This is a genomic window from Providencia sp. PROV156 (genome assembly GCF_028480905.1).
Classification (GTDB): domain Bacteria; phylum Pseudomonadota; class Gammaproteobacteria; order Enterobacterales; family Enterobacteriaceae; genus Providencia; species Providencia hangzhouensis.
The window spans coordinates 62,160-89,147 of record NZ_JAMPPE010000008.1; the positions used below are offsets into that span (position 1 = coordinate 62,160).

The 26,988-nt window shown below is 41.5% G+C and carries 25 protein-coding genes; 19 read left to right on the forward strand and 6 right to left on the reverse strand.

What is annotated here, in order from left to right; genetic code table 11:
• Nucleotides 1–95: 95 nt before the first annotated feature.
• The gene (locus PSF31_RS07930) at nucleotides 96–446 is read left to right on the forward strand and encodes a DUF2500 family protein (RefSeq protein ID WP_004258585.1); all 351 of its coding nucleotides are present in this window, start codon (nucleotides 96–98) and stop codon (nucleotides 444–446) included.
• Between the two features lie 6 nt (nucleotides 447–452).
• Here PSF31_RS07930 and PSF31_RS07935 read toward each other — a convergent pair whose 3' ends face one another.
• On the reverse strand, nucleotides 453–749 hold the full coding sequence (locus PSF31_RS07935) for a DUF1145 family protein (RefSeq protein WP_004258582.1): 297 nt from the start codon (nucleotides 747–749) through the stop codon (nucleotides 453–455).
• A gap of 10 nt (nucleotides 750–759) precedes the next feature.
• Nucleotides 760–1,341 carry a 16S rRNA (guanine(966)-N(2))-methyltransferase gene (gene rsmD / locus PSF31_RS07940; RefSeq protein WP_004258577.1) on the reverse strand — a complete coding sequence of 194 codons (582 nt, stop codon included), beginning with the start codon at nucleotides 1,339–1,341 and terminating at the stop codon, nucleotides 760–762.
• 276 nt (nucleotides 1,342–1,617) lie between these two features.
• Here rsmD and ftsY point away from each other — a divergent pair, with 276 nt between their 5' ends.
• From ftsY to rpoH, 4 genes are all read left to right on the forward strand, one after another.
• Nucleotides 1,618–3,552: a signal recognition particle-docking protein FtsY gene (gene ftsY / locus PSF31_RS07945; RefSeq protein ID WP_164560887.1), complete on the forward strand. Its 1,935-nt coding sequence runs from the start codon at nucleotides 1,618–1,620 to the stop codon at nucleotides 3,550–3,552.
• Nucleotides 3,553–3,558: 6 nt separating this feature from the next.
• Nucleotides 3,559–4,224 (forward strand): cell division ATP-binding protein FtsE, encoded by a 666-nt coding sequence (ftsE, locus tag PSF31_RS07950; protein ID WP_004258545.1) that lies wholly within the window; start codon nucleotides 3,559–3,561, stop codon nucleotides 4,222–4,224.
• On the forward strand, nucleotides 4,217–5,194 hold the full coding sequence (gene ftsX / locus PSF31_RS07955; RefSeq protein WP_004258540.1) for a permease-like cell division protein FtsX: 978 nt from the start codon (nucleotides 4,217–4,219) through the stop codon (nucleotides 5,192–5,194). The genes ftsE and ftsX overlap by 8 nt, the downstream gene beginning before the upstream one ends.
• Before the next feature lie 256 nt (nucleotides 5,195–5,450).
• Entirely contained in the window at nucleotides 5,451–6,329 is an 879-nt protein-coding gene (rpoH, locus tag PSF31_RS07960; RefSeq protein ID WP_004258535.1) for an RNA polymerase sigma factor RpoH, read from the forward strand.
• 109 nt (nucleotides 6,330–6,438) lie between these two features.
• On the opposite strand, the gene gloA2 is transcribed toward rpoH, so the two are convergent.
• Together gloA2 and panM are read right to left on the reverse strand one after the other, a co-directional pair.
• On the reverse strand, nucleotides 6,439–6,825 hold the full coding sequence (gene gloA2 / locus PSF31_RS07965; RefSeq protein WP_004258531.1) for an SMU1112c/YaeR family gloxylase I-like metalloprotein: 387 nt from the start codon (nucleotides 6,823–6,825) through the stop codon (nucleotides 6,439–6,441).
• Entirely contained in the window at nucleotides 6,812–7,225 is a 414-nt protein-coding gene (gene panM / locus PSF31_RS07970; RefSeq protein WP_096864385.1) for an aspartate 1-decarboxylase autocleavage activator PanM, read from the reverse strand. The genes gloA2 and panM overlap by 14 nt, the downstream gene beginning before the upstream one ends.
• 379 nt (nucleotides 7,226–7,604) lie before the next feature.
• Here panM and PSF31_RS07975 point away from each other — a divergent pair, with 379 nt between their 5' ends.
• The 5 genes from PSF31_RS07975 (at nucleotide 7,605) to livF (ending at nucleotide 12,488) form a co-directional block, all read left to right on the forward strand.
• On the forward strand, nucleotides 7,605–8,714 hold the full coding sequence (locus tag PSF31_RS07975; protein ID WP_096864386.1) for a branched-chain amino acid ABC transporter substrate-binding protein: 1,110 nt from the start codon (nucleotides 7,605–7,607) through the stop codon (nucleotides 8,712–8,714).
• 102 nt (nucleotides 8,715–8,816) lie between these two features.
• Nucleotides 8,817–9,743 (forward strand): high-affinity branched-chain amino acid ABC transporter permease LivH, encoded by a 927-nt coding sequence (livH, locus tag PSF31_RS07980; RefSeq protein WP_004258523.1) that lies wholly within the window; start codon nucleotides 8,817–8,819, stop codon nucleotides 9,741–9,743.
• On the forward strand, nucleotides 9,740–11,011 hold the full coding sequence (locus PSF31_RS07985; RefSeq protein ID WP_094961471.1) for a high-affinity branched-chain amino acid ABC transporter permease LivM: 1,272 nt from the start codon (nucleotides 9,740–9,742) through the stop codon (nucleotides 11,009–11,011). The genes livH and PSF31_RS07985 overlap by 4 nt, the downstream gene beginning before the upstream one ends.
• Nucleotides 11,008–11,787, forward strand: coding sequence for a high-affinity branched-chain amino acid ABC transporter ATP-binding protein LivG (livG, locus tag PSF31_RS07990; protein WP_004258513.1), 780 nt, complete (start codon nucleotides 11,008–11,010; stop codon nucleotides 11,785–11,787). The genes PSF31_RS07985 and livG overlap by 4 nt, the downstream gene beginning before the upstream one ends.
• Nucleotides 11,787–12,488: a high-affinity branched-chain amino acid ABC transporter ATP-binding protein LivF gene (gene livF, locus PSF31_RS07995; protein WP_096864387.1), complete on the forward strand. Its 702-nt coding sequence runs from the start codon at nucleotides 11,787–11,789 to the stop codon at nucleotides 12,486–12,488. Before livG ends, livF begins: the two co-directional genes overlap by 1 nt.
• Before the next feature lie 157 nt (nucleotides 12,489–12,645).
• Here the strand turns inward: livF and PSF31_RS08000 are convergent, their stop codons facing one another.
• Nucleotides 12,646–13,500, reverse strand: coding sequence for a hypothetical protein (locus PSF31_RS08000; RefSeq protein WP_096864388.1), 855 nt, complete (start codon nucleotides 13,498–13,500; stop codon nucleotides 12,646–12,648).
• A 497-nt stretch (nucleotides 13,501–13,997) separates the two neighbouring features.
• On the opposite strand from PSF31_RS08000, the gene hutU reads away from it, so the two are divergent.
• From hutU to PSF31_RS08035, 7 genes are all read left to right on the forward strand, one after another.
• Nucleotides 13,998–15,665 (forward strand): urocanate hydratase, encoded by a 1,668-nt coding sequence (gene hutU, locus PSF31_RS08005; RefSeq protein ID WP_036958037.1) that lies wholly within the window; start codon nucleotides 13,998–14,000, stop codon nucleotides 15,663–15,665.
• A gap of 57 nt (nucleotides 15,666–15,722) precedes the next feature.
• Nucleotides 15,723–16,907 carry a CaiB/BaiF CoA transferase family protein gene (locus tag PSF31_RS08010; protein WP_164560888.1) on the forward strand — a complete coding sequence of 395 codons (1,185 nt, stop codon included), beginning with the start codon at nucleotides 15,723–15,725 and terminating at the stop codon, nucleotides 16,905–16,907.
• Nucleotides 16,904–18,043 carry an acyl-CoA dehydrogenase family protein gene (locus PSF31_RS08015; RefSeq protein ID WP_004258492.1) on the forward strand — a complete coding sequence of 380 codons (1,140 nt, stop codon included), beginning with the start codon at nucleotides 16,904–16,906 and terminating at the stop codon, nucleotides 18,041–18,043. Before PSF31_RS08010 ends, PSF31_RS08015 begins: the two co-directional genes overlap by 4 nt.
• Before the next feature lie 274 nt (nucleotides 18,044–18,317).
• Nucleotides 18,318–19,757, forward strand: coding sequence for a purine-cytosine permease family protein (locus PSF31_RS08020; RefSeq protein WP_096864389.1), 1,440 nt, complete (start codon nucleotides 18,318–18,320; stop codon nucleotides 19,755–19,757).
• A 152-nt stretch (nucleotides 19,758–19,909) separates the two neighbouring features.
• Complete coding sequence (locus tag PSF31_RS08025; protein WP_096864390.1) at nucleotides 19,910–20,665, forward strand: electron transfer flavoprotein subunit beta/FixA family protein; 756 nt, start codon at nucleotides 19,910–19,912, stop codon at nucleotides 20,663–20,665.
• Between the two features lie 15 nt (nucleotides 20,666–20,680).
• The gene (locus PSF31_RS08030; protein ID WP_096864391.1) at nucleotides 20,681–21,631 is read left to right on the forward strand and encodes an electron transfer flavoprotein subunit alpha/FixB family protein; all 951 of its coding nucleotides are present in this window, start codon (nucleotides 20,681–20,683) and stop codon (nucleotides 21,629–21,631) included.
• An 11-nt stretch (nucleotides 21,632–21,642) separates the two neighbouring features.
• Entirely contained in the window at nucleotides 21,643–23,325 is a 1,683-nt protein-coding gene (locus PSF31_RS08035; protein WP_096864392.1) for an electron transfer flavoprotein-ubiquinone oxidoreductase, read from the forward strand.
• Nucleotides 23,326–23,414: 89 nt separating this feature from the next.
• On the opposite strand, the gene PSF31_RS08040 is transcribed toward PSF31_RS08035, so the two are convergent.
• The gene (locus PSF31_RS08040; RefSeq protein WP_004258469.1) at nucleotides 23,415–24,128 is read right to left on the reverse strand and encodes a UTRA domain-containing protein; all 714 of its coding nucleotides are present in this window, start codon (nucleotides 24,126–24,128) and stop codon (nucleotides 23,415–23,417) included.
• Nucleotides 24,129–24,404: 276 nt separating this feature from the next.
• Between PSF31_RS08040 and PSF31_RS08045 the strand changes: the two genes are divergently transcribed.
• Both PSF31_RS08045 and PSF31_RS08050 read left to right on the forward strand, forming a co-directional pair.
• Entirely contained in the window at nucleotides 24,405–25,658 is a 1,254-nt protein-coding gene (locus tag PSF31_RS08045; RefSeq protein ID WP_164456029.1) for a hypothetical protein, read from the forward strand.
• Nucleotides 25,655–26,785 (forward strand): hypothetical protein, encoded by a 1,131-nt coding sequence (locus tag PSF31_RS08050; protein WP_096864393.1) that lies wholly within the window; start codon nucleotides 25,655–25,657, stop codon nucleotides 26,783–26,785. Before PSF31_RS08045 ends, PSF31_RS08050 begins: the two co-directional genes overlap by 4 nt.
• Nucleotides 26,786–26,988 lie beyond the last annotated feature (203 nt).

The window sequence follows — 26,988 nt, forward strand, 5'->3', positions numbered from 1 at the left end:
TGACACGGCAGGGATCCGGTAACTTAGAAACGTGTCCTGTTTAGTTAAATAAGATAAACTATCATGACGGACTTTTTAAGCAAAATGCACACATTATGAATAAGCCAATATTACTGATTATCGTTTTAGCGATTATTGCGGTGCTCGCCACTAAGCGTTTTTTTGACCAACGCAAGCAAAATGAACTTAATGATAACGCTTTGCCTGTAAGCTACTTAGTAAAGGTTGATAGCAAAAAAGACTACCCTTATCCTAACATGCGTTCTCGAGAGCGGGATGTTGTTTCACCTGAAACTTTTCGCTATGAGATTCACTTTAAAACGCTATCAAGCGGCGAAATTATTAAAACTATTGTAACGGAAGAACAGTATCAAGGCGTTGAGCTTGGCCATGAAGGCAAGCTCATTATGCAAGGTACTCGGTTTATTCGTTTTGAGCCAGCGTAGAATAAGTTATTCACCTGATTGTTTTTTCTTTGCTTCTTCTAAATCGGCTTTATTTTTTTTCTGCATGGCTAGCATTTCGAATACGCCAAAAAAGAAAATGCGTAATTGAACTAAACCAGAGATTTTCTCTCCTTTTGGCAGCGTTGCTTTTAGGAAAATAGTTTGTAGTGCGTGCATGAAAATCATAAAAACCATTGCAATATCCATAAAATATTTCAATGGTTTAGGAAATGGGTGGACGAGATTAAAGACCATAAAGCCCCAAACGCAAATCATGAGCAGGCGTCCAATATTTATAAACATGTTTTTGTCCCTAAAGTGAAGTTCGAATAAAAAGGCGATATGCGACTTGCCCTGCTATTTTTTCGCGATGAAGTTGCCAATTAGCTGGGATGTCAGTAAGTGGTGACTCCGCTTCTGACTCAACGTATATCCAGCTTTCTTCAGCTAACCATTGGTTTTTTTCTAACAATTGAATGGTTTCATTGAGCAGCCCTTTGCGAAATGGTGGGTCAATGAAAACGACGTCAAAAGGTATACCTGCTTGGCTTAAAAAATTTAGGCTATTGTGATTCACTACGGTTGCGTTATCGGCTTGTAAGCGAGCTTTATTTTCAGCCAGTAATTGTGCGTTTTGTTTATCGAGCTCAATAAAGGTGACCGTTTCTGCAAAACGAGAAAGTGCTTCAAAGCCCAGAGAACCACTGCCTGCGAAGCAATCTAAGCAACGCGCATCCCGAATAATTGGCATCAACCAGTTAAATAATGTTTCTTTAATTCTGTCTGTGGTTGGGCGCAAGCCCTCACTATCACGAACTGGCAGCTTTCTTCCGCGCCATTTCCCACCGATAATACGAATTTGCCCTAAAGAGGGAGATTGTGGTTTTTTTGCCATAATGTTTATTGTTGCTTAACGGGTTTATGTACTTAAATTTGATTGTTACTATTGTATACCTGTCAGGCGATAAGTTGCAGTGTTGTTATCTCTGATTGGCTGTATTTCAATTATAGTGCTTCATTTTCACAGTTTTAACACGAAAATTCAGATTAAATTGGCAGGATTTTTCTTTCAGATATGTGTTGCTGAGCGATGAAATGGTAGACTGCATATAATTTTATTGCGATTTGATTATCGAGTGCCATATTTTTACCGCGAGGAGTGTAGTGGCAAATGGCTAAAGACAAGAAAAAAGGTTTTTTCTCATGGTTGGGGTTTGGGCGTAAAAATGAAGAAGAAACCCAGCAACAAGAAGCTCAACAGAATGATAATGATATAGTCAAGGACGTTGAAAAACAATCAACCCATGAAGCTGCGGTAGATGCCGCAACAGCCGAAGTAGAACGCCAACATCAAGCAGAGCAAGCCGCGATTAAAGCCGCTGAAGACGAAGCTGAACGTCAGTATGAAGCACTGCAAGCTGAGATTGAGGCAGCAACAGAGCAAGCAGAACGTGAGCGAGAAGCGAAACTAGCAGAACTCCAAGCCGCCCAAGAGCAAGCAGAACAAGCGCGTCAGGAAGCCCAAGAGAAAAAACTAGCGGAAGAAAAAGCTGAGCGTGAGCGTCAAGAAGCTGAAGCAATGCGTATTGCTGAAGAAGAAATGGAACGTCAGCGTCAGCTTGAGCTAGCTGCGATTCAAGCGGCAGAGGAGGCCGAAGAGCAACGCCGTCAGGCGGAGTTAGCTGTCATTCAAGCAGCCGAAGAACACGCGGAACGTGAGCGCCAAGCAGCAGAAGTCGCACGTTTAGCCGAAGAACAAGCGGAACGTGAACGCCAAGCAGCAGAAGCGGCACGTTTAGCCGAAGAACAAGCAGAACGCGAACGCCAAGCAGCAGAAGCGGCACGCTTAGCCGAAGAACAGGCTGAGCGCGAGCGCCAAGCAGCAGAAGCGGCACGCTTAGCCGAAGAACAGGCTGAACGCGAGCGCCAAGCAGCAGAAGCGGCACGTTTAGCGGAAGAACAAGCCGAACGCGAGCGCCAAGCAGCAGAAGCAGCACGTTTAGCGGAAGAACAAGCCGAACGCGAACGTCAAGCAGCCGAAGAAGCCCGTTTAGCCGAAGAACAAGCGGAACGTGAGCACCAAGCAGCAGAAGAAGCGAGAATTGCAGAGGAAGAAGCTGAAGCTGAGCGCTTACGTTTAGAAGAAGAAAAAAATAATTCACCAACAGAGCAAGAAAAACCTAAAAAAGAAGGTTTCTTTGCTAGGCTAAAGAAAGGGTTATTAAAAACTCGCCAGAATTTAGGTTCAGGTTTTTTTGGGCTGTTTTCAGGTAAAAAAATTGATGATGACTTATTTGAAGAGCTAGAAGAACAGCTATTGATTGCCGATGTCGGGGTTGATACCACTCGTAAAATCATTGATAACTTAACGGCACATGCAAGCCGTAAAGAACTCAAGGATGCAGAAGCGTTATATGGCAAATTGCGTGAGGAAATGTCTGATATTTTAGCGAAAGTGGATAAACCACTCGTGATTGAAGATAAAAAACCCTATGTTATTCTTATGGTTGGTGTTAATGGGGTCGGGAAAACGACTACAATTGGTAAATTAGCACGTCAATATCAGTCGGAAGGAAAAAGCGTCATGTTAGCCGCGGGGGACACTTTCCGTGCAGCAGCCGTTGAGCAACTTCAAGTATGGGGTGAGCGTAATAAGATCCCTGTGGTAGCCCAACATACTGGTGCAGACCCTGCATCTGTTATTTTTGATGCAATTCAATCAGCACAAGCGAAAGGGGTTGATGTTTTAATTGCAGATACCGCTGGACGTTTACAAAATAAATCGCACTTGATGGAAGAGTTGAAAAAAATTGTTCGGGTAATGAAAAAACTCGATGAAAATGCTCCCCATGAAATTATGTTAACGCTAGATGCAAGTACTGGACAAAATGCGGTAAGTCAGGCAAAACTTTTTGATGATGCGGTCGGTCTAACAGGTATCACATTGACTAAACTCGATGGCACAGCAAAAGGTGGCGTAATTTTCTCTATTGCCGACCAATTTGGTATTCCAATTCGTTATATTGGTATTGGTGAGGGTATTGAAGATTTACGTCCATTTAAAGCAGATGACTTTATCGAGGCTCTATTTGCCCGAGAGGAATAATTTTCGATGATTCGCTTTGAACACGTTAGTAAAGCTTATCGCGGTGGCCGCCAAGCACTCCAAGGGGTTGATTTTCATCTTCAACCTGGAGAAATGGCATTTCTAACAGGCCATTCAGGCGCAGGTAAAAGTACATTACTTAAACTGATTTGTGGTATTGAACGCCCAAGTGCGGGTCATATTTTATTCAATGGTCATGATATCAGCCGCTTGAAAAATCGAGAGATCCCGTTTCTGCGTCGGCAGATCGGGATGATTTTTCAGGATCACCACCTGCTTTTTGATCGAACGGTATATGATAATGTCGCAATGCCGCTAATCATTTCTGGTGCCAGTACCGAAGATATTCGTCGCCGAGTTTCTGCGGCATTAGATAAAGTCGGGTTATTGGACAAAGCTAAAAACTTTCCTATTCAGTTATCTGGTGGGGAGCAACAGCGTGTCGGTATTGCCCGAGCGGTAGTGAATAAGCCAACGATGTTATTAGCGGATGAACCAACAGGTAACCTTGATGGTGAATTGTCAGAAGGGATAATGCGTTTATTCGAAGAGTTCAACCGTGTAGGGGTGACTGTTTTAATGGCAACCCATGATATTGCATTGATTGAGCGCCGTAACTACCGTGTTCTTACATTAAGTGAAGGCCGTATGCTTGGAGGTCAACATGGCTAAGAATGTCCGAAAAAGTAAGCCGGAACGAGCCAAGCAATCGAAAAGTAAAGCATTAAAAGGCGGTTGGAAAGAGCAGTGGCGTTATTCGTGGTTGAATGCGCTCGCTGATATGCTTAGACAGCCTTTAGCCACCTTTTTGACTATCATGGTTATTGCCATTTCACTCACGTTACCGAGCCTTTGCTATATTGTGTGGAAAAATGTTTCGCAAGCCGCGGAGCAATGGTACCCAACACCACAACTCACTGTTTATTTGGATAAGTCTCTTGATGAACAAGGTGGGCAAAATGTGGTAACGCAGTTGCAAGCGCTTGATGGGGTTGACCATGTGAATTATCTTTCACGTGACCAAGCTATGAGTGAGTTTCGCAGTTGGTCTGGTTTTAGTACTGCGCTCGACATGCTAGAGGAGAACCCACTGCCAGCGGTAGCTATAATTACGCCTAAAATTGATTTTGAAGGTTCTGATGTATTAACAACACTGCGTGATAGGGTTAGCCAAGTCGATGGCATTGAAGAAGTTCGCATGGATGATAGCTGGTTTGCACGGTTAGCCGCACTAACAGGTTTGGTGGGGAAAGTTGCTTCTGTCATTGGGATTTTAATGATTGTGTCACTGTTCCTTGTGATAGGAAATAGCGTACGGCTCAATATTTTTGCTCGCCGTGATACAATTAATGTGATGAAGTTAATTGGTGCTACCGATGGGTTTATCATGAGGCCATTTTTAAATGGTGGCCTTGTCTTGGGCGCATTAGGTGCCATTATTTCCTTGATTATGACCTTTTTACTTGTTTGGCAGTTAGCAGACGGTGTTGCAAAAGTAGCCAGTGTGTTTGGTACACAATTTCAGATTGAAGGGTTGTTATGGGAAGAGTCTTTATTGATTCTATTGTTATCCGCTATGGTTGGTTGGATAGCAGCATGGTTGGCAACACTTCAACATTTACGACACTTTACACCTGAGTAACGAGTTGTTTTCTCGTCATTTTTATTAAAGAGTCATGATTTAATTATATCATGACTCTTTGATTCCATTGCAATTTGCGTTAAAAATGAACTTAGTCTGAATTGTTTTGTCCTACATTGACCTATTGTTAACAAATTTTGTATATAATTTATTTAACGCGGTTAAACTGGTAGACTAGAAGTGTTTGCCTCATGGTTAACCAATGCGGTTATCAATACAAACTAATCTGTTTTCTATTATTTTATTGAGGATCTGAATGACCAAAGACATGCAATCATTAGCTCTTGTTCCACAGGGGAGTATTGAAGCCTACGTTCGGGCGGCTAACTCTTACCCGATGCTTACCGCTGAGGAAGAAAAGGAACTTGCTGAACGGCTGCATTACCATGGTGATCTGGATGCTGCAAAGCAACTGATCTTATCGCATTTGCGCTTTGTTATTCATGTTGCTCGTAGTTATGCAGGGTATGGTTTACCGCAAGCTGATTTAATTCAGGAAGGTAATATCGGCCTGATGAAAGCGGTGCGTCGTTTCAATCCTGAAGTTGGCGTTCGCCTTGTTTCCTTTGCGGTTCACTGGATCAAAGCTGAAATTCATGAATACGTTTTACGTAACTGGCGTATTGTGAAAGTCGCGACGACAAAATCGCAGCGTAAGTTATTCTTTAATTTAAGAAAGAATAAAAAACGTCTTGGTTGGTTTAACCAGGACGAAGTCGATATGGTTGCCCAAGAGTTAGGGGTAAGTACTAAAGATGTGCGTGAAATGGAATCACGTATGGCTGCACAAGATATGGCATTTGATATGTCAGATGACGATGACAGCAGTGATTTTGGTGGTCCAGTAGCCCCAGTCTTATACTTACAAGACAAAGCATCAGACTTTGCCGGCTCAATTGAAGATGATAATTGGGAAAGCCATGCAACTGATCGCTTAGCAGATGCACTAGACTCTTTGGACGAGCGCAGTCAGGATATCATCCGAGCTCGTTGGTTAGACGATGACAACAAAACAACGTTGCAAGAACTTGCTGATAAATACGGCGTTTCTGCAGAACGCGTTCGTCAGCTTGAAAAGAACGCCATGAAGAAGTTACGTTTGGCGATGGAAGAAGACGAAGATAGCGAAATGTAATTTATTACTGGCCAATTCGTTGCTCACTAAAATTATCTGCATTTATTGCCTGTTAAGAGGTGGATAAATGCAGATAATCATTTCTATTTTTACATTTTTGATTGTTCAATTAATCACTGTATAACTCTAGTGGTAAGCCATCTGGATCTGTGAAAAATGTGAAACGCTTTTGCGTGTAGGGGTCAACCCGTATTGCTTCACAAGCCACACCTTGTTCAGTTAAATAAGCGACCCATTTATCTAAATCATCGACACCGAAGGCTAAATGACGTAGCCCTGTGGCTTCGGGGTAACTTAGTCTCGCTGGAGGATTAACAAAACTGAATAACTCAATTTGGTAATGCTCACCAAAAGCTAAGTCTGCTTTCCACGAATTATTTGCTGGACGGTAATGTTCTTCAAGTAAATTTAAGCCCAAAATACGGCAATAAAAATCCTTACTGACGTCAAAATTGGATGCGATAATAGCAACATGGTGAATTTTATTTAACTTCATGCTGTTTTTCCCATATATCAGGTTGTGCGGTGGCATTAAAGCCATTTGCTGACAAGAAGAGCTGCATTGCTTCTTTTTCTTGCCGGGCAACCCCACTAATGTCAAATTTCCATAGTGAAATATCAGGGATTGCTTGGCAAATTTCTTCTAATAAATATGAGCCTACACCTCGTCGGCGAGTGACCTCTCGTACGCAAAAATCCTGCAAAGTGGCGGTGTTATGATCCACAGTAATTTTTGCTGCGCCAAGAAGGCGGTCATTAAAGCGAGCTGCATAAAATTGCTCACCTGCTTTACACATTTTGGCTAGCTCAAAAGGGCTCTGGTCAGGCCAGATTTTATGTAAGTCCAGATATTGTTGCTCAGTAGGATTGACCAGCGGGATAATAGTGAGTCTCATGATATTTTGTTTGTTTCCCTGTAAGAGTTGCAGTCACTCATCCTGCCAGAGTGATCTACAACCGATTTTTTGATTTTAGAGAGAAAAATTTGGTGATACTGAATTTTCCGAATTTCACTCGGATTAATTTAAATTTAACCCGAATATAACACTAGTATTTACAAAAAACCTACTTTAACACATCAGTTTTTTATTCTGCTTCTAATGTAAAAACCTGCCATATCCATTTGCTATTTAGCATAATTATCTTGTTTAATGTTATGAAATATATAGCCTTATTCGCTGTATTTTGAAATATCAGGCATTGTACCTGTCAACCATAATAATCTACTACAAATCAAACACAAACACTCAGAACCATGAAGACGGGGACGATAAAATGAAGAATATGAATAAAGCATTATTAGCGGGCTGTATTGCGATGGCATTCAGTTCAGCTGGATGGGCAAAGGAAATTAAAATAGCGGTTGTTGGCGCGATGTCGGGGCCTGTGGCTCAATATGGTGATATGGAATTTACAGGTGCGCGCCAAGCGATTGCAGATATTAATGCTAAAGGTGACATTAATGGAAACACATTAGTGGCAGTCGAATATGATGATGCTTGCGACCCAAAACAAGCGGTTGCGGTAGCAAACAAAGTCATTAACGATGGTATCCGCCATGTTATTGGGCATTTATGTTCCTCTTCAACACAGCCTGCATCCGATATTTATGAAGATGAAGGCGTCATTATGATCACCCCGGCAGCAACCAATGCGGATTTAACCACGCGTGGTTACCAGATGGTGTTGCGTACAACAGGTTTGGATTCAGACCAAGGACCAACAGCCGCTAAATTTATTATGGAAGATATCAAACCAACCCGTATTGCTGTTGTTCACGACAAACAACAATATGGGGAAGGTTTAGCACGCTCTGTACGTGAAAGCCTCAATAAAGCCGGCGTTAAAGAAGTGATGTTTGAAGGGGTAACAGCGGGTGACAAAGACTTCTCTGCTTTAGTCGCAAAATTGAAAAAAGAGAATGTGGATTTTGTTTACTTTGGGGGATATTACCCAGAAATGGGGCAAATCTTACGCCAAGCTAAACAAGCTGGCTTGAATATTCGCTTTATGGGGCCTGAAGGCGTCGGTAACTCTTCATTATCGAATATTGCAGGTGATGCTTCGGAAGGCATGCTGGTAACTTTACCAAAACGCTATGACCAGGTCGCGACTAACCAACCGATTGTTGATGCCATCAAAGCGAAGAAAGAAGACCCAACAGGGCCATTTGTTTGGACAACTTATGCTGCTATCCAAGGTTTAACGACGGCAATGGAGCGTACTGGCAGCATCGAGCCTGAAGATTTAGTGAAAGACTTGAAAGCAAACCCGGTCGAAACGGTCATGGGAACATTAAGCTGGCAGCCAAACGGTGACCTGAAAGGGTTTGAGTTCGGTGTATTTGAGTGGCACAAAGATGGGACATCCACCTCTGTAAAATAGTACTCAGCAGTGTTCCAGCATAGCGAATAAGAACCGGAAGTGAGTAACTTACTTCCGGCTTCTGCTCTCTATATAGGACAAGTAGTTCGAAAGGATAGTCTTATGTCAGATCAAATTCTCTATTTTATTCAGCAACTTCTGAATGGTTTAACCCTTGGCAGTACCTATGCATTGATAGCTATCGGCTATACGATGGTATATGGCATCATTGGGATGATTAACTTTGCCCACGGCGAAGTGTACATGATAGGTAGCTATGTCTCTTTTATTGTGATCGCAGGCTTAATGATGCTTGGGATCGATATCGGCTGGATCTTGGTTGCTGCGGCCTTCATTGCGGCAATCGTGGTCTCTAGCGCCTATGGTTGGAGTATTGAACGCGTTGCTTATCGGCCAGTTCGCCATTCTAAACGCTTGATTGCGTTGATCTCTGCGATCGGGATGTCTATTTTCCTACAAAACTACGTCAGCCTGTCACAAGGTTCCCGTGATTTAGCCTTACCCAGTTTGATCACAGGGCAATGGGTTCTAGGTGAAAGCGATGGTTTTGAAGCCACGGTGACTAAGATGCAATTGACCATCTGGGTGGTTACCGTGCTTGCGATGTTAGCTTTGACGCTATTTATTCGCTATTCAAAGATGGGAAGAGCCTGCCGAGCCTGTGCGGAAGATCTTAAAATGGCCAGCTTATTAGGTATTAATACCGATCGAGTTATTTCATTGACCTTCGTTATCGGTGCGGCAATGGCTGCTGTAGCTGGTGTACTGCTGGGGCAATTTTATGGTGTGATTAACCCATATATTGGTTTTATGGCAGGAATGAAAGCATTTACCGCGGCAGTGCTAGGGGGAATTGGGAGTATTCCGGGTGCTATGTTAGGCGGGTTAATCTTAGGCGTTGCAGAAGCAATGACCTCTGCATATTTAAGTACAGAATATAAAGATGTTGTATCATTTGGTTTATTGATAGGTGTGTTATTAATCATGCCAACCGGCATTCTGGGACGCCCGGAGGTCGAAAAAGTATGAGAAAAGAAAATTGGATTAATGCCGTTGTTGCTTCCTCGACTTTCTTCGTGCTGGCGCTGTTTATGATGGGCTTGCAACTTGCGCTCGATGGCACAAAACTGATCGTGACAGTTGGGGATTCTGTGCGTTGGAACTGGATCATTGCTGGCATTGTGGTGATCTTTGTTTATCAATTGGTTCGCCCAACGTTGAGTAAAGTTTGGCAAGGGGTTCCTAAGAAGGCGTGGGCTATTCCTGATTTTGATGGTTCGACAACCAAGCAAAAAATTCTTGCGGTTATAATTATTATTGCTGCAATTATTTGGCCGTTTATTGTTTCTCGCGGAAGTGTGGATATTGCCACCCTAACATTAATTTATGTGATGCTAGGCTTAGGGCTAAATGTGGTTGTCGGGTTATCAGGATTACTGGTTCTTGGATACGCCGGTTTTTATGCCATCGGAGCTTATACTTTTGGTTTATTAAATCATTATTATGGTTTTGGGTTCTGGGAAAGTTTACCGATTGCAGGTTTAACCGCTGCGTTAGCGGGCTTTTTACTAGGGTTCCCTGTGCTAAGGTTACGTGGTGACTATCTTGCCATAGTGACGCTTGGCTTTGGGGAGATTGTTCGTATTTTATTACTGAATAATACCGAAATCACGGGTGGGCCAAATGGGATCAGCCAATTACCGAAACCGACGTTTTTTGGCTTGGAATTTAGCCGTACCGCGAAAGAGGGTTGGGACACCTTCCATAACTTTTTCGGCTTAGATTACAGCCCAGGTGACCGAATTATCTTCCTGTATTTTGTCGCTTTACTATTAGTGGTTTTAACCTTATTTGTTATCAATCGGTTACTGCGTATGCCATTAGGTCGTGCGTGGGAAGCATTACGCGAAGATGAAATTGCCTGCCGCTCATTAGGGTTAAGTCCAACTCGAATAAAATTAACCGCATTTACTATCAGTGCAGCCTTTGCAGGGTTTGCAGGGACGTTATTTGCCGCACGACAAGGTTTTATTAGTCCAGAGTCTTTTACCTTTGTGGAATCGGCATTTGTGTTAGCCATCGTCGTTTTAGGAGGAATGGGTTCACAAACCTCCGTTATTTTAGCCGCAATTATTTTAGTTGTATCACGGGAAATGATGCGTGACCTTAACCAATACAGCATGCTGCTATTAGGGGCGCTAATGGTGCTGATGATGATCTGGCGACCACAAGGCCTATTACCGATGAAACGCCGTCAAATGCAGGTGAAAAAAGTCCCTGAAGGGGAGGGCGTATGAGTCATATAACCACGCCTTTGTTACAAGTGAATGGCTTAACAATGCGTTTTGGTGGGTTACTTGCCGTCAATAATGTTGAGTTAACTATTAATCAAGGGGAAATCGTCTCACTGATTGGCCCAAATGGGGCGGGTAAAACCACCATTTTTAACTGTTTAACCGGTTTTTATAAGCCGACCAGTGGCACGATTTTATATCGAGAAAAACATCTTGAGGGACTGACCGGGCAGGCGATTGCACGCCTTGGTGTCATCCGAACATTTCAGCATGTGCGGTTGTTTAAAGAAATGACGGTGATTGAAAATTTACTTGTGGCGCAGCATCAACATTTAAAAAGTGGCATTTTTTCTGGGTTATTGAAAACCCCTGCATTTCGTCGAGCAGAGTCTGAAGCGCTTGATAATGCGGTAAAATGGCTTGAGCGTGTTGATTTACTCCCCTTTGCAAATCGCCAAGCGGGTAATTTAGCCTATGGTCAGCAGCGTCGGTTAGAAATTGCTCGCTGTATGGTCACTCGTCCTGAAATTCTAATGCTGGATGAACCTGCGGCAGGTCTTAACCCTAAAGAAACCAATGATTTGGATGACTTAATTGCTGAGTTGCGTACTCATCATAATGTTTCAATTCTATTAATTGAACATGATATGAAATTAGTCATGGGAATTTCAGATCGTATTTATGTCGTGAATCAAGGAACGCCATTGGCGAATGGCACACCGAGTGAGATTCGCCAACATCCAGATGTGATAAAAGCCTATTTGGGGGAAGCTTACTGATGCTAGAGTTTAAAAAAGTTTCTACCCATTATGGAAAAATTCAAGCGTTACGTGAGATTAGCTTGAATATCCAAAAAGGTGAAATTGTGACCTTAATCGGAGCAAATGGCGCTGGGAAAACAACGTTGCTCAGTACCCTTTGTGGCGATCCACGAGCATCGGAAGGCCAAGTCATTTACCGAGGCGTGGATATCACTCAATTGCCCACTTCGAAAATTATGCGTGAAGACATTGCTCTAGTACCAGAAGGGCGGCGTGTATTTTCTCGTATGACTGTGGAAGAAAACCTCGCAATGGGGGGCTTTTTTGCTGATCGCCAACAGTACCAAGAACGTATTGAGCGGGTTTATAAGTTGTTTCCAAGGCTATATGAGCGCCGAAGCCAACGTTCAGGAACGATGTCAGGTGGTGAGCAACAAATGCTAGCGATAGGCCGTGCTTTAATGAGCCAGCCAGAGTTGTTGTTGCTTGATGAGCCATCCCTCGGGCTTGCTCCCATTATCATTATGCAAATTTTCGATACAATCCAACAGCTACGTGAAGAAGGAATGACGATTTTCCTTGTCGAACAAAACGCCAACCAAGCGTTGAAGCTCGCAGACCGTGGTTATGTGTTGGAAAATGGGCATATTGTGTTAGAAGACAGCGGTAAAGCACTTTTAGCCAATGAGGCGGTTAGAAGCGCGTATCTCGGCGGCTAAAATTTTCGTCATACTTCACGCTGTGGCGTTGTTGGCTTCATTCAGCTATTTGGGGCACATACTTGTGTATGCTCCCCGAGATATCCTCATTTTGCCGCCTAGCCACAACGTGAATTATTTATTAAATCATTAAATTGCTATTGGCTATGCTATCGAGTTATAGCTGTGGTGGGTTCGTTTCAATTTTTATTTTTAGCGTTAACTTGTCCTGTTTTTCAGCAATTAACTTATCCTGTTCATCAAATGTAAAATGAGTCGTCGTTTCTGCTATAACCTCTGAATTATTAACTTTTTTTCCAGTTTTTGTATTGATTAAATTAAAGTAACCTTCAGATATTACCTGATAATTATTATTATCTAAAATATTAATCATGATTGATGATTTGCCATGATCTTGAAATAGAAATTCGGATTGGGTTTTTCTTATCATTTCCGAGGCTTTAATAGTGCCTTCTGCCAAATGGGCTTGATTTGCAATATTACAAATATGGCATATATGTGAAGGCGGTAATTTTCCTAGGTATTTATTAATATCAATTATGGATTGTAGTCTAGTTGGATTATTATCTTTATTTTTAACAAAAATATTCATTCTTGGTATATCAAGGCAGATTTGATTTAAGGATGAATATTTTTTTGTTGGTTGACTAGAGGGAATTAAATTATTGTTTACTTTTGTTAATGTCTCACTGTGATTTTTAATTTTTGAATTAAAAAAAGAATTTATATCTTTTTTGATTTTTAATTCAACTCGTTGATTATCTGTTGTTAAATTATTTAGTGAGGTATCACACCCTTTTCTATGTATGAAATTTTCAGGTAAGAAATAATGAGTTTCAGCAAACTGAATAGCCTCTTCTTCGGTATTAATAACTTTAGGTATAGAATTAAATTTTGAAGCAGGAAGTGATAACTGAGTTTTATTTATTTTTGTGATATCAAGGTTTCTCTTGCTGTTAGGGATAAAATAATTTCTTACCCGATTAAAAAAATTAGTAATGTTGATGCTCATAAAATTCTCCGATTTTAAACAGGAGGAAAAATAACCTGTTTTTAGAAGAAATAATTGCAAGAAGCGTGAATGGCTAATAAATAGCGCATCTACTTCTATACATCGTTACAATGTTCTGTGAAGCGACTCTCAATTTTGTTATTTGCTTGTTTCTATATATAAAAACAAATGTATATACAACTTTCTCTCTAGAAACATACAGCTACTTGTTGTTGTATAACATCCCTCGTATTCCAACCTTCACACTTCCTACAAAATTTCAAATTTAAATGTATATACTTTGTGAAGTAAATGTATATATATTTACTTCATCGATAAATGCTCTCAATGAATAGATAATCTCGAGCAAGTTGATAGAAAATTAATTTATTGATTTATAATCAATTAATTAGTTTGAAGACGCAGGTGCATCGCCACTAACTGGGTATCTCGCAGATTATTATAAATAAAGTTGTTAATTTAAAGTTAATTAAAAATGGATGATAGGGGATACAACCATGTTAAATCGTACTGACTCAACTCGAGTGATCCGCGCACCACGTGGCAGTGAGAAAACCTGTAAAAGCTGGCTGACAGAAGCGGTATACCGCATGATCCAAAATAATTTAGACCCAGATGTTGCTGAGCACCCTCAAAGCTTAGTGGTCTATGGCGGTATCGGCCGTGCAGCACGTGATTGGGAATGTTATGACAAAATTTTAGATGTGCTGACCACATTGGAAGATGACCAAACATTACTCGTGCAATCAGGTAAGCCTGTTGGTGTGTTCCCTACCCATCCAGATGCTCCGCGTGTGTTGATCGCGAACTCAAATATTGTTCCTCACTGGGCGAATTGGGATCACTTTAATGAGTTAGATCGCAAAGGCTTAATGATGTATGGCCAAATGACGGCAGGTTCTTGGATCTATATTGGTTCTCAAGGGATCGTTCAAGGCACCTATGAAACCTTTGTTTCGCTTGCTAAACAGCACTTTAATGGCAACGCCGCAGGACGCTGGATCTTAACTGGTGGCCTTGGAGGGATGGGAGGAGCACAGCCATTAGCAGCAACTATGGCAGGTTTTAGCATGATAGCGGTCGAGTGCGATGAAAGCCGTATCGATTTTCGTCTAAGAACCCGTTATGTAGACAAAAAAGCGACTTCTCTTGATGAAGCATTGCAATATATCGACGATGCCAAAGCCAATGGCCAACCCGTTTCTGTTGGGCTATTAGGTAATGCGGCTGATGTTTACAGTGAATTGGTGAAACGCAATATCACCCCTGATTCAGTGACCGACCAAACGAGTGCCCATGACCCAGTACATGGCTACTTACCACAGGGCTGGACACTCGCCCAATGGCGTGAAAAACAACAAACTGCCCCTGCTGAAGTGACCAAAGCTGCGAAAAAAAGCATGGCAGTACAAGTAGATGCGATGCTAACGATGCAAAAACGTGGCTCAGCAGCTTTTGACTACGGCAACAATATTCGCCAAATGGCAAAAGATGAAGGAATTAGTAATGCCTTTGATTTCCCAGGTTTTGTTCCTGCTTATATCCGCCCATTATTTTGTGAAGGTGTTGGACCATTCCGTTGGGTCGCGTTATCCGGTGACCCAGAAGATATCTATAAAACAGACCAAAAAGTAAAAGAATTATTACCAGATGACAAACACTTACATAATTGGCTCGATATGGCACGTGAACGTATCGCATTCCAAGGGCTCCCTGCACGTATTTGTTGGGTCGGTTTAAAAGACAGAGAAAGATTAGGGCGTGCTTTCAACGAAATGGTGAAAAGTGGTGAGTTAAAAGGCCCTATTGTCATCGGTCGTGATCACTTAGATTCAGGCTCTGTTGCGAGTCCACACCGTGAAACGGAATCCATGAAAGATGGATCTGATGCCGTATCAGACTGGCCTTTATTAAACGCACTGTTAAATACCGCAGGTGGGGCAACATGGGTCAGTTTACATCATGGTGGTGGTGTTGGCATGGGCTTCTCGCAGCATTCAGGCGTCGTCATTGTATGTGATGGAACGGACGCTGCTGATAAACGTTTAGCGCGCGTTTTACATAATGACCCTGCAACGGGCGTTATGCGCCATGCAGATGCAGGTTATGACATCGCCATTAACTGTGCGAAAGAGCAAGGCTTGAACTTGCCGATGGTGAAGTAATGTCCTTTGCCAGCTGCTTAATCGGTCGGCAACTTTCTGGAATATAAGGAATTCAGTATGAATGCTGCGTTAACTCAGAAAAGACAAGGGCCACTGGCGGGGATCAAAGTGATCGACTTAAGCCGTGTGTTAGCAGGTCCTTATTGCACCGGTATGATGGCCGATCTTGGTGCTGAAGTGATCAAAATTGAAGTGCCCAACCACGGTGATGACAGCCGCCATTTAGGGCCATTTATTGATGGTGAAAGTGTTTATTACGGTTTGATTAACCGAGGTAAACGCAGTATTGAATTAGACCTTAAAGCGGATGAAGACCGAGCAATTTTATTTCAATTAGTCAAAGAAAGTGATGTGGTGGTTGAAAACTTTCGCCCTGGTGTGACTCAACGACTTGGTATCGATTTTGAGAGCTTAAAGCAGCACAACCCTAAATTAATTTACGCCAGTATTTCAGGATTTGGACAAAACAGCCCACTTGCTAGTTACCCGGCTTATGACATTGTGGCACAAGCGATGTCAGGCCTAATGAGTGTTACGGGGTTCCCAGAAACAGGGCCAACACGTAGCGGTGAGTCAATTGGCGATGTGTGTGCAGGGATGTTTGCGTCATGGGCGATAAGCAGTGCGCTATTTGCGAGAGAGCGTCATGGCGAAGCGGCACAGTATATTGATGTGGCGATGGTAGATGTCTTATTGAGCATGCAGTTAACTGGGCTTTCAAACTTATTTGCAAATGATAAGGCCCCGAGCTTAGTGGGGAACCGCCACCCAGTATCCACGCCATTTGATACCTATCAAGCAAAAGACGGTTTAGTCGTTATCGCGATTGCGAGTGAAAAGCTATTTCAACGCTTTTGCGAATGTATGGAAAAACCGCAGTTATGCCACGACCCGCGCTACGGTGATGACCCAAGCAGAACGCAGTATCAAGCTGAACTTAGAAAAGAAATCGAAAGTTGGACACGCCAAAAAACGGTTGAAGAGGTATGTGACATATTATTAAACGCGGGGGTTCCTGCTTCACCCATTCATAATTTGCACCAAGCCACACAAAGTGAACATGCCGAAGTGAGGAAAGTACTGACGTACCTGAATGATGGAGGAACACCATTGGTTTCTCAACCGGTTTTTTTTAATGGAAATAAACCTCATTCGACCCGCCGTGCCCCGAAATTAGGTGAGGCAAACTTAGTTTATAAACCAGCGAAAACAACAATTAAAAATGCGGAGACGATGCAATGAGCTTTGATATTAATGAAACGGAACAAGCGGTTGTAGATGCGGTAGAAAAAGTTTGCCATGACATTTTACAGCCAAATGCACAAAGATACGATGAAACCGAAACCTTTTGTGCTGAAAGTTTACAAGCGTTAGGGGAAATGGGCTGTTGGGGAATTAATTTACCTGAACAGTATGGCGGTTTTGGTATTGGCAGTGTGGCGATGAGCAAGGTCGTGGAAGCGGTTGCAGCAGCTTGTGCATCGACGTCATCGGCTCTAACGGCGCATTTTTTGGCGACAGATTCAATTTTAATTGGTGGGACAGAAGAGCAAAAAAATCATTGGTTACCAAAAGCCGCTGCTGGGGAATTATTAGGTGCATTCGGCTTAACTGAGCCGGCTGCGGGCTCTAACCCAGCGGATATGCGTACTGTGGCTGTACGTGAAAATGGCGGATGGCGTATTCGGGGTAATAAACACTATATTACTAACGCCAAAGAGGCTGACTTTATCGTGTTGTATGCGAAAACGGATGTAGAAGCGGGAGCCCGCGGGATCAGCGCATTTATGATCCCTAAAGGCACGGAAGGCGTGGCATTTTCTCAACCTGAAAAAACCATGGGATTAAGGGGTAGCACGATTTATGAATTAGCGCTGAATTGTTGGCTACCGGAATCGGCATTACTGGGAGAGGAAAATAAAGGGTTCCACACCGCCATGGAAGTTTTAGATAAAGGGCGTGTTGAAGTGGCCGCAACGTCACTCGGTATTGCTCGGGCTGCGATGGAAAGTGCTTTAGGTTGGGTAAAAGAACGCCAAATTGGTAAAAAGCCATTAGCCGCATACCAAGGAACTCAATGGCGTATTGCGGATATGCACACGCAATTGGAGGCTGCTCGCATGTTGACTTGGCAAGCTGCAGAATTGCGTGATTCAGGGGAGCGTTTTAGTTTGCAATCCGCTACGGCGAAATTGTTTGCTGCTGAGTGTGCGGGTTTTGTAACGGATGCGGCTTTACAGCTTCATGGCGGCTACGGCTATATTCGTGACCTCCCTCTTGAACGTTATGTGCGTGACGCACGGATTTTACGGATTTTTGAAGGGACATCAGAAATACAAAAAATTATTATTTCACGTGCTGTTTTAGACGCCCACTAATTCATTTTAAGTATTAAATGAGTAAGCGGGACAGGCGTTTACTCGTTTATGGAGCACCACAGGAAGCACTACCTGACAACAGGATCATGGAATTAAAAACACAACAACAATCAGGTTTAAGAATGTATTTCAATTAGTTATTCAGGGTGAATAACAGATAAAATATCACCCAGCGTAATGCTTAATAACTGTACCTTACAACTGTAGTTATTTCGGTTCCATTACGATTAATTGGTTCATTCTTTAAGCCAGCCTTGCTTAAAGAGGAGTTACCATGACAGTTTCAAACGACATCGCTACAGGGCAAAAAAACCGGCAGGAGAATGTCCCCTTAATCGAAGCGCGTTCCATCGATTACATTCCAGAGTCCGAGCGCCATGGCACTTTATCGAGCCAATTCACACTTTGGTTCGGTTCTAATTTGCAAATAACGGCAATTGTAACGGGGGCCTTGGCAGTCGTGCTTGGCGGAGATGTATTCTGGTCATTAATTGGCTTGTTTATTGGCCAATTATTAGGGGGTGCGGTGATGGCCTTGCATGCGGTGCAAGGGCCGAAATTGGGGTTACCACAAATGATTTCGAGCCGTGTACAGTTTGGCGTATACGGTGCCGTCATCCCTATTTTATTAGTTTGCATGATGTATGTCGGGTTTTCTGCTAGTGGTACCGTGCTGGCAGGGCAAGCAGTTGGTCAGTTGTTACATGTGACTGATTGGGTTGGAATTATTATTTTTGGTGTAGTGATTATCGGCATCACAATTTGTGGTTATCGCATCATTCATATTTTAGGGAAAGTAGCGAGCGTTATCGGCGTGATTACGTTCTTTTATCTATTTTTCCGTCTGTTTTATATGAATGATGTTTCGGTATTACTGGAAAATCGCCATTTTAGCTGGACGAACTTTTTATTAGCGATGTCATTGTCTGCTTCTTGGCAAATTGCATTTGGGCCTTATGTTGCTGACTATTCTCGTTATTTACCGACTAAAACCCCGACAATTAAAGCCTTCTTGGCTGTGGGTTCAGGCACAGTAATTGGTACGCAAGCCTCAATGATTTTAGGGGTTTTTGCCGCAGCGCTTGCCGGCAATAAATTTGCGGGTAACGAAGTCTCGTATATTGTGGGCTTAGGCAGTACAGGTTTAATTGCGGCGTTACTGTATATCAGTATTTTCTATGGGAAAGTGACAATAACTGCATTGAATGCCTATGGTAGCTTTATGTCTATGGCTGCGATTTGGTGTGGTTTCCGTGGGAAAAGCCAAATTTCTCGTGGCCAAAGGTTGTTCTTTATTATTCTAATGGTCAGTTTTTCAACACTACTTGGGTTAGCGGGCCAGCACTCATTTTTAAAACTCTTCTCTGCTTTCTTATTGTTTTTACTTGCATTCTTTACCCCTTGGAGTGCAATTAACTTAGTTGACTACTATTGGGTCACTAAAGGTCGCTACGACGTTCCCGAACTTGCAAACCCAAATGGCCGCTATGGGCGTTGGAATAAAGTCGGGATATTCACTTACATTGCCGGTGTATTAATACAATTACCATTTATATCAACAGGTTTTTATACCGGGCCTTTAGTCGAAAAACTCGGTGGTGTCGATATTTCATGGATTGTTGGCTTAGTAGCAACAAGTATTCTTTACTATGTTGCGATTAAAAAATGGCCTATGTCAGTCGCAGATCGGTTGATATTACCGACAACAAAATAACCATTTCATAAAAAACTAGCATTAAAAAGCGTAAAAATTGAGATAGCCAGTAGCAGTGTAACTATCACTGTTACGGTTTCTCTCAACCTAAAAAACGGTTTTAGAACATTACCATACCCACCAATCGTTGAAGAATTGGGATAGGAGTTGCTATGAAAATTTTAGTCGCAGTGAAGCGAGTGATAGACCATAACGTCAAAATAAGAGTAAAAGCCGATGGTTCAGGGGTTGAATTGGCGAATGTCAAAATGGCAATTAATCCATTTGATGAAATTGCCGTCGAAGAAGCTGTGCGTTTAAAAGAGGCGGGAAAAGCAACAGAAGTGATTGTGGTTTCCATCGGTGACATTGGTTATCAAGAAACATTACGTAGTGCGATGGCGATTGGCGCTGATCGTGGGATTTTAGTCCAAAGATCTGGGGGGTTAACACTAGAGCCACTGGATATAGCGCGTTTACTTCAACAAATCGTAGAAAGGGAACAGCCAGATCTTATTTTATTAGGCAAACAAGCTATTGATGATGATTGCAATCAAATAGGCCAAATGCTCAGCGCATTATTGGATTACCCGCAAGCGACATTTGCTTCTCAAGTTAAGCTTGAAGGGCAATCACTGCAAGTTACGAGGGAAATTGACGGTGGTTTAGAAACGTTAGAAATGCCATTGCCAGCGGTCATCACAACAGACTTACGGCTCAATGAACCTCGTTATGCAACTTTACCTAATATCATGAAAGCGAAGAAAAAAACGTTAGATATTATCGATATTACTGATATGGATTTTACCCCATTAGGGCAAATTAAAACGCTTAGTGTCTCAGAACCCAAAAAACGAGCGGGGCAATGTACATTGCTAAGCAGTGCGACAGAGCTAGTCAGTGCATTACAAGCGAAAGAAGTGATTTAATCGAGGAAAATACCTATGAGCCAAATATCTGTATTAGTGGTTGTCGAGCATGATAATCAAACAATAAAAACCTCTACTTATCATAGTATTAACGCTGCAAAACAACTTCTCACCACAGGTGGCCATTTGCACTTATTAGTTGCAGGAAGTGAGACAGAATTGGTCGCTCAGCTAGCTGCGAGTATAAAAGGCGTGAGTAAAGTCCTAGAAATACAATCAGATAACCTTAAAAACCAACTTGCAGAACCGATGGCTCATGCGGTGGTGAATATTGCAGAAGAATATACTCATTTACTGTTTCCAGCGACGACATTTGGTAAAAATATTGCCCCACGGGTTGCTGCAAAGTTAGGGATCGCACAAGTTTCAGATATTACTCAAGTTATTGATTCGCAAACTTTTGTTAGACCTATTTATGCAGGGAATGCGTTAGCAACGGTACAAAACAATGGTCAGAAAGTGGTCATTACGGTGCGTAGTTCGGCATTTTCAGGGGGATATGAAACGCAAAATAGTGCTGAAATAGAGAAAGTTTCCCTTGCCGATATACCGCTGCGTAGTCAATTAAAAAGCCAATCTTTAACTCAAGTTAGCCGTGCGGAATTGAGCTCTGCAAAAGTGGTTATTTCAGGCGGGAGAGGCTTGAGCTCAGGTGAAAATTTTGCGTTATTGGAAACGATAGCTGACAAGCTAGGGGCTGCGGTTGGGGCTTCACGTGCTGCGGTAGACGCTGGTTTTGTGCCAAATGACTACCAAGTAGGACAAACAGGGAAAATTGTCGCACCTGATTTGTACATAGCTGTAGGAATTTCGGGGGCAATTCAGCATGTTGCAGGAATGAAAGAAAGCAAAGTGATCGTTGCTATCAATAGTGATCCTGAGGCGCCGATTTTCCAAGTTGCGGATTATGGCATTGTTGGCGATCTGTTTGAGATCTTACCTCAATTTGACAAAGCATTAGCGTAAGAGGTGGACGAATGGCTATCGACAAGATTGATAAGATAAACGAGGCTCCCGAGCGGGAATCGATGGAGTTCGATGTCCTGATTGTCGGTGGTGGGCCCGCGGGGTTATCTGCAGCAATACGATTAAAACAACTAGCGGCAGAGAAAGGAACAGAAATTTCGGTTTGTTTAATTGATAAAGGTGCACAGATAGGAGCTCATATTTTATCTGGTGCGGTGATAGACCCACGTGCTCTCAATGAATTACTGCCAGATTGGCAGCAAAAAGTTTCGGCTTCTTTAACACCTGTAAGCCATGACTGTTTTTTATGGCTAAAAGAAAATAAAACGAGTCATTTACCCCTCTCTTTATTGCCAAACTGTTTGAAAAACAATGGCAATTTCATTGGTAGCTTAGGGCAGATAAGTGCTGCTCTAGCCGCGGAGGCAGAAGAATTAGGTGTTGATGTTTTTGCCGGTTTTGCTGCCACGGAGGCGTTATTTGATGATAAAAACCAAGTGATAGGCGTCACAACTGGAGATATGGGGCTTGATAAATTAGGCAACCCAACACAGATGTACCAACCGGGTATGAATTTACTGGCAAAGATGACCTTTTTTGCGGAAGGATGCCGTGGTCAGCTAGGTAAGCAATTGATAAATCACTTTAATTTAGCCACAGAGAGCGGTAAACAAACCTATGGTTTGGGGATCAAGGAAATTTGGCAAATTCCAAAAGAGCAACATCAAGCAGGGTTAGTTGTCCATTCCGTTGGCTGGCCGCTAGATAACCACACCTATGGTGGTGGCTTTGCTTATCATTATGGGGATAACTTAGTCGCAGTGGGTTTGGTGGTCGGGTTAAATTATGAAAATCCGTATTTATCACCGTTTGATGAGTTTCAACGCTTAAAAACCCATCCTGCTTTTAGTGATTTCTTATCGGGTGGAGAACGGATCAGCTATGGTGCTAGAACGATGGTGGCGGGTGGGTTAGCCGCGTTACCTGAACTAAGCTTTCCCGGAGGTGTGTTAATTGGTGATGATGCAGGTTTTCTTAATGCAGCCCGAATTAAAGGCACCCATTGTGCGGTGAAAAGTGGGTTATTAGCAGCAGAAGCTTGGTTCAGTGCTAACCAGAATGGAATGGTTGACTATTTACAGTTTAAAAAGCAATTTCGCCAGCTATTTGAAGAGAGCTGGTTATATCAAGAGCTTTATCAAACACGCAATTTTAAGCCCTATATGAAAAAAGGGCTAGTGGTTGGTTCAATACTATTTGGTGCAGAACAACTGTTATTTAAGGGGTGTACCCCGTGGACGTTGAAATTAAAACAATCGGATCATGAAGGAATAAAGGAAGCCAAGGGTTTTACACCGATAGATTACCCAAAACCCGATGGTAAATTAACGTTTGATAAGTCTTCTTCCGTATTTTTATCGAATACTAACCATGAAGAGGAACAACCTTGCCATTTAAAACTGGCTGATATTAATGTCCCTATCCAAGTTAATTTAATGAAATATGCTGCGCCCGAGACGCGTTATTGCCCCGCGGGAGTTTATGAAATTGTAGGGAATAAAAGTGAGGAAAAACTGCAAATTAATGCGCAAAACTGCCTGCATTGTAAGGCTTGTGACATTAAAGATCCGTTACAAAATATCACCTGGACTGCTCCCCAAGGAGGGGAAGGGCCTATTTATCAAGGAATGTAAAACGAATTTATTGTGATGTAGTTGTGCTTGATATTTTTTGTTTTATCAGTCGCTTTGGGGCAATTTTGCCCCATTTTTTTATTTTTGCATTAATTCTCAATTCGAGAATGTAATTTTAATTTGTAACGAGAGCCAGCTGTGATCATATTAACATAGCTAATTAGAGTGTTACCTGTCCAAGTGCGACGGCTAAGTTGTAAGCAAGGTGAGTTTTCTTTAATTGATAATGATTGAGCAATAGATTTTGTGGCTAATGCAGCTTCAATGGTATGTTCCATTTCACTGACAGGAAAATGGCGTTGCAAATAACCGCTAGGAGTTTCAGTGTCACCATATTTTTGCTTAACAAAGTCGGGCACAATGGCGTGGTTAACATAGCGTTCTTCTAACATTAAAGGAATATCGTTTTCAAAATGTAGTACTTTACAATAGCCCACATCACTTCCTTCACTAATCCCGAGCTGTAGTGCAATTTCTGCTGATGCGGGAATAATTTTTAGTTGCAGCTGGTGGCCGCTATATTTATTACCACTTGTTGAGATCTCATCAAAAATATCAAACGCTTTTGTTACGGGGAGCTCATGTTTTTGAGTGGCGACAAATGTACCTTTGCCCGCAATACGATGTAGGATCCCTTTTTGACTTAACTCTGAAATGGCTTTATTCACGGTCATACGACTTACATTGAATTGAGCACATAGCTCTAATTCTGTCGGTATTTGTGTTTCAGGCTTAAAAATGCCTAAATCAATACTGCGTAAAATGTAAGACTGAATTTGCTTATATGCAGGTTGTAATGTCATCGCTGTTATTCAAAATTATTGTTAAAGGAAGGAGTGGTAACATTGTTTTATTGCCACATTTCACTCACAAACTTTGTATTGAATGCAAGTTTATCAGTAATTACTGGCTTTGCTAGTAGGAGATACCTATTTCTAATGATTAACCTGAGTTAAATAGTTGTTTAAGGTGCTCGTCCTTATCTGAATTATTTAATTATAAGGTAAGTTTTACTAGGGCTATATACCTTTATTTATTATCATAATGTTAAATTTACTTAGCGAAATAGGCATTTATTCATGCGAGTTCAATATTTCCATGTCAGTCTTACTCAATGTGACTATCAAAATGTCAGCCCAATGGGAATGGTAAGATTGATTGCCTCCCAAAAAGTATTTTTCTTTAATCAAGGTGATTTTTCAAATAGTGAAATTTTTTTAGAACGCTTACAACAAGGCGATACCTTGGTTATTTGTGCAGAAGAGATGAATGATGGCAGTTATTGGGCTGAGTGGGTTTACCATGAAAAGCATGGTCGACTTGAGCCAGATAGAACCATTAGTTTTAATCGCTCACTAGGAAAACAGTATTTAATTTCGTTAGCCTTAATGGCCCTGATACCTGCAGTGTATTACTGTTTTATTAATGCAGATGATAGCTTCTTAATGATTATCTTAGTCTCACTTTTAGGTTGTGCTGCCTTTGGTGGAATAGTTTTGTTTGCTCTTGCACTGGCCGAGACTAAGCATATTTTAAGTCCAAAACGAAAATCAATTTTAAAAGCGTTGGATTTAGTTATTGATGGGCAATATCAAAAGAGTGAACAAGAGCAACAAATTGAAATTTTAGGAATTAAAAGCTTAAAAAATAAAGCCAATAAATTACGTAAATCAGCAGATAACTATCGTGATAAAGCGTCATTACTCGTCACCCGTGGGAAGGTTAATATTACATCAACCCTCAGCTTAACAGTTGCTACGGGGGATGCAGAACAAAAGCTCAATCATGTTGGTTTGCAGATTAATAAAAGCCATATGGATGTTCTAATTTCAGCAAATGAACCCTTATTCAACAACCACAATCTATTTATTGCTCAAGGTGATGAACTTGAAGTTTTTCATAAAAATATCCAAGCGCATTCAAAAGAGCAGGTCATTTTTGGTATTTATAACCATCAGGATGGGCTTGCCTATAGCTTGATTGGTAAGGGGGCTCCTCAAGAACGAGGTTTTTATTTCGGGCTGTGGGGGGGCATTTGCTTACTTTTAATGTTCTTTGTCTTTATGGCCGGAGGGTTATCAATTTCTGAAACCCTAGAGAAAGGTGGATATTGGGATTATTGGGACTGGGTTAATATTGTGGATACAGGTGTGCTATTTATCAGTTTCGCAGTAACGATTTTATTCGGTATCAGTTTTCTTATTGCTTTGTGCGTGGCGATATATTTTAAATTATCTCAGCGTGGAAATGGGTATTATCAAGCGCAATATATTTTGAAGCATCTACGTCGTAAGAATGGCCAAACGGATTATGTGACGGAGGTGCGCTCATGAACCCATTTCTGAGTAAACGTTTTCTCTTTTTGGCTTTGGTGTTTGTATTAAGCCTCGCTTTCACTTTTATTATTTTTATTCGTACTGGTACGGTTGATTGGCAGTGGAAAAACCACAATGAAAATAGCTTCCCGATTGGTAGTTATGATTTTGCAACAACATTTCCAGCAGAAAATGGGATGTTAGTTATAGCTCAAAAAAGTGGCCGCTCTAATTATTATTACTCGTCTTATAATACTTATATGCCTTCAAGCGAATATAATAACCAGATTTTATTTGCAGATAATAATGGCGTGCATTTTATTACTTATAGCGATCAAAGTTTTTATAATGCAGTCTGTGAAAGAATACAATGTTTAATGATGTTCAGTGATGGCTATCAAAAAATTAACTTAACTGATTTTTCAGTGAGTGAATTTACACCTTGGAGTAAAAAAACTGGCAAGCTATTTTCAACGTTGATTATGGGAAAAATCTACTTATCTAAAAGCTCTCCTTTCTATGTTGTTGCGGATAATGAAAATATTTTTATCAGCGCTGATAAAGGAATGACATGGGAACATTTTATGAATGTTCGTGATTTAGCTAAATCATTATTCCCTGAAGAAATTGAAGGTAATTCAAATTTTTCCTATGCAACATATCGAGATAAAATCGTAATGTGGTACAGCTATGGTAATCAAATGGGCTCATTAGAAGTTATCATGGATATCCCGACTAAGCAGGTTATTAGTAGCAAATGGTTGCCTGTTAGAATTAATGAAGCTGCACAAAATCTTAAAGGCGATATTTTTGTGGTTGCTCAAGAGCCCTCACGTCGCTTATTTTCTTTGATGCAATTTCATACTAATGGTAATTTTGAGGTGATGGCAGAAAGCGGTTATAACCACATGAACAGCTTAGAAGTCGGCAATCAAGGTTTAATTGTTTCGAATATAGTTAGAGGTTCGCAACAATATTTAATGATGGATTTTGCCACGAAAGAGATCCGTTATCGTCCTCAGTTTCCTTTGTATAACAAAATATACAATATGGCGGACCAATCCTTGATTGAAATAGAAAGTACTTATTCAAATGAAAGTGCGCTGACTAAAGGAGCACAAGTTTCTTATCAATCATTGCATTGATGCGTAAAGATGATTTAGTGTGTTCTCATTCAATAAGGATAGGGTTTTCCCTATCTTTTTTGTTATTGTTATTTAAAGGTTAAGCTAATACTAAAATAGGTATAGTTTGCAGTTTAAGGAGAGGAAGAGTACGTTTTAATGATAGACTAAAAATAGATAAAAATTAAACGATTTTAACTCATTATATGGAAGTAAGTTGTATA

Coding starts and splice junctions, on each gene's coding strand:
- PSF31_RS07935 (WP_004258582.1), bottom strand. CDS start 749: ATGTTTATAAATATTGGACGCCTGCTCATGATTTGCGTTTGGGGCTTT.
- PSF31_RS08045 (WP_164456029.1), top strand. CDS start 24,405: ATGCGAGTTCAATATTTCCATGTCAGTCTTACTCAATGTGACTATCAA.
- rpoH (WP_004258535.1), top strand. CDS start 5,451: ATGACCAAAGACATGCAATCATTAGCTCTTGTTCCACAGGGGAGTATT.
- ftsX (WP_004258540.1), top strand. CDS start 4,217: ATGGCTAAGAATGTCCGAAAAAGTAAGCCGGAACGAGCCAAGCAATCG.
- livG (WP_004258513.1), top strand. CDS start 11,008: ATGAGTCATATAACCACGCCTTTGTTACAAGTGAATGGCTTAACAATG.
- PSF31_RS08020 (WP_096864389.1), top strand. CDS start 18,318: ATGACAGTTTCAAACGACATCGCTACAGGGCAAAAAAACCGGCAGGAG.
- PSF31_RS08050 (WP_096864393.1), top strand. CDS start 25,655: ATGAACCCATTTCTGAGTAAACGTTTTCTCTTTTTGGCTTTGGTGTTT.
- PSF31_RS08025 (WP_096864390.1), top strand. CDS start 19,910: ATGAAAATTTTAGTCGCAGTGAAGCGAGTGATAGACCATAACGTCAAA.
- panM (WP_096864385.1), bottom strand. CDS start 7,225: ATGAGACTCACTATTATCCCGCTGGTCAATCCTACTGAGCAACAATAT.
- PSF31_RS08015 (WP_004258492.1), top strand. CDS start 16,904: ATGAGCTTTGATATTAATGAAACGGAACAAGCGGTTGTAGATGCGGTA.
- gloA2 (WP_004258531.1), bottom strand. CDS start 6,825: ATGAAGTTAAATAAAATTCACCATGTTGCTATTATCGCATCCAATTTT.
- ftsY (WP_164560887.1), top strand. CDS start 1,618: ATGGCTAAAGACAAGAAAAAAGGTTTTTTCTCATGGTTGGGGTTTGGG.
- PSF31_RS07985 (WP_094961471.1), top strand. CDS start 9,740: ATGAGAAAAGAAAATTGGATTAATGCCGTTGTTGCTTCCTCGACTTTC.
- PSF31_RS07975 (WP_096864386.1), top strand. CDS start 7,605: ATGAAGAATATGAATAAAGCATTATTAGCGGGCTGTATTGCGATGGCA.
- PSF31_RS08010 (WP_164560888.1), top strand. CDS start 15,723: ATGAATGCTGCGTTAACTCAGAAAAGACAAGGGCCACTGGCGGGGATC.
- livH (WP_004258523.1), top strand. CDS start 8,817: ATGTCAGATCAAATTCTCTATTTTATTCAGCAACTTCTGAATGGTTTA.
- PSF31_RS08030 (WP_096864391.1), top strand. CDS start 20,681: ATGAGCCAAATATCTGTATTAGTGGTTGTCGAGCATGATAATCAAACA.
- PSF31_RS08000 (WP_096864388.1), bottom strand. CDS start 13,500: ATGAGCATCAACATTACTAATTTTTTTAATCGGGTAAGAAATTATTTT.
- PSF31_RS07930 (WP_004258585.1), top strand. CDS start 96: ATGAATAAGCCAATATTACTGATTATCGTTTTAGCGATTATTGCGGTG.
- ftsE (WP_004258545.1), top strand. CDS start 3,559: ATGATTCGCTTTGAACACGTTAGTAAAGCTTATCGCGGTGGCCGCCAA.
- PSF31_RS08040 (WP_004258469.1), bottom strand. CDS start 24,128: ATGACATTACAACCTGCATATAAGCAAATTCAGTCTTACATTTTACGC.
- livF (WP_096864387.1), top strand. CDS start 11,787: ATGCTAGAGTTTAAAAAAGTTTCTACCCATTATGGAAAAATTCAAGCG.
- rsmD (WP_004258577.1), bottom strand. CDS start 1,341: ATGGCAAAAAAACCACAATCTCCCTCTTTAGGGCAAATTCGTATTATC.
- hutU (WP_036958037.1), top strand. CDS start 13,998: ATGTTAAATCGTACTGACTCAACTCGAGTGATCCGCGCACCACGTGGC.
- PSF31_RS08035 (WP_096864392.1), top strand. CDS start 21,643: ATGGCTATCGACAAGATTGATAAGATAAACGAGGCTCCCGAGCGGGAA.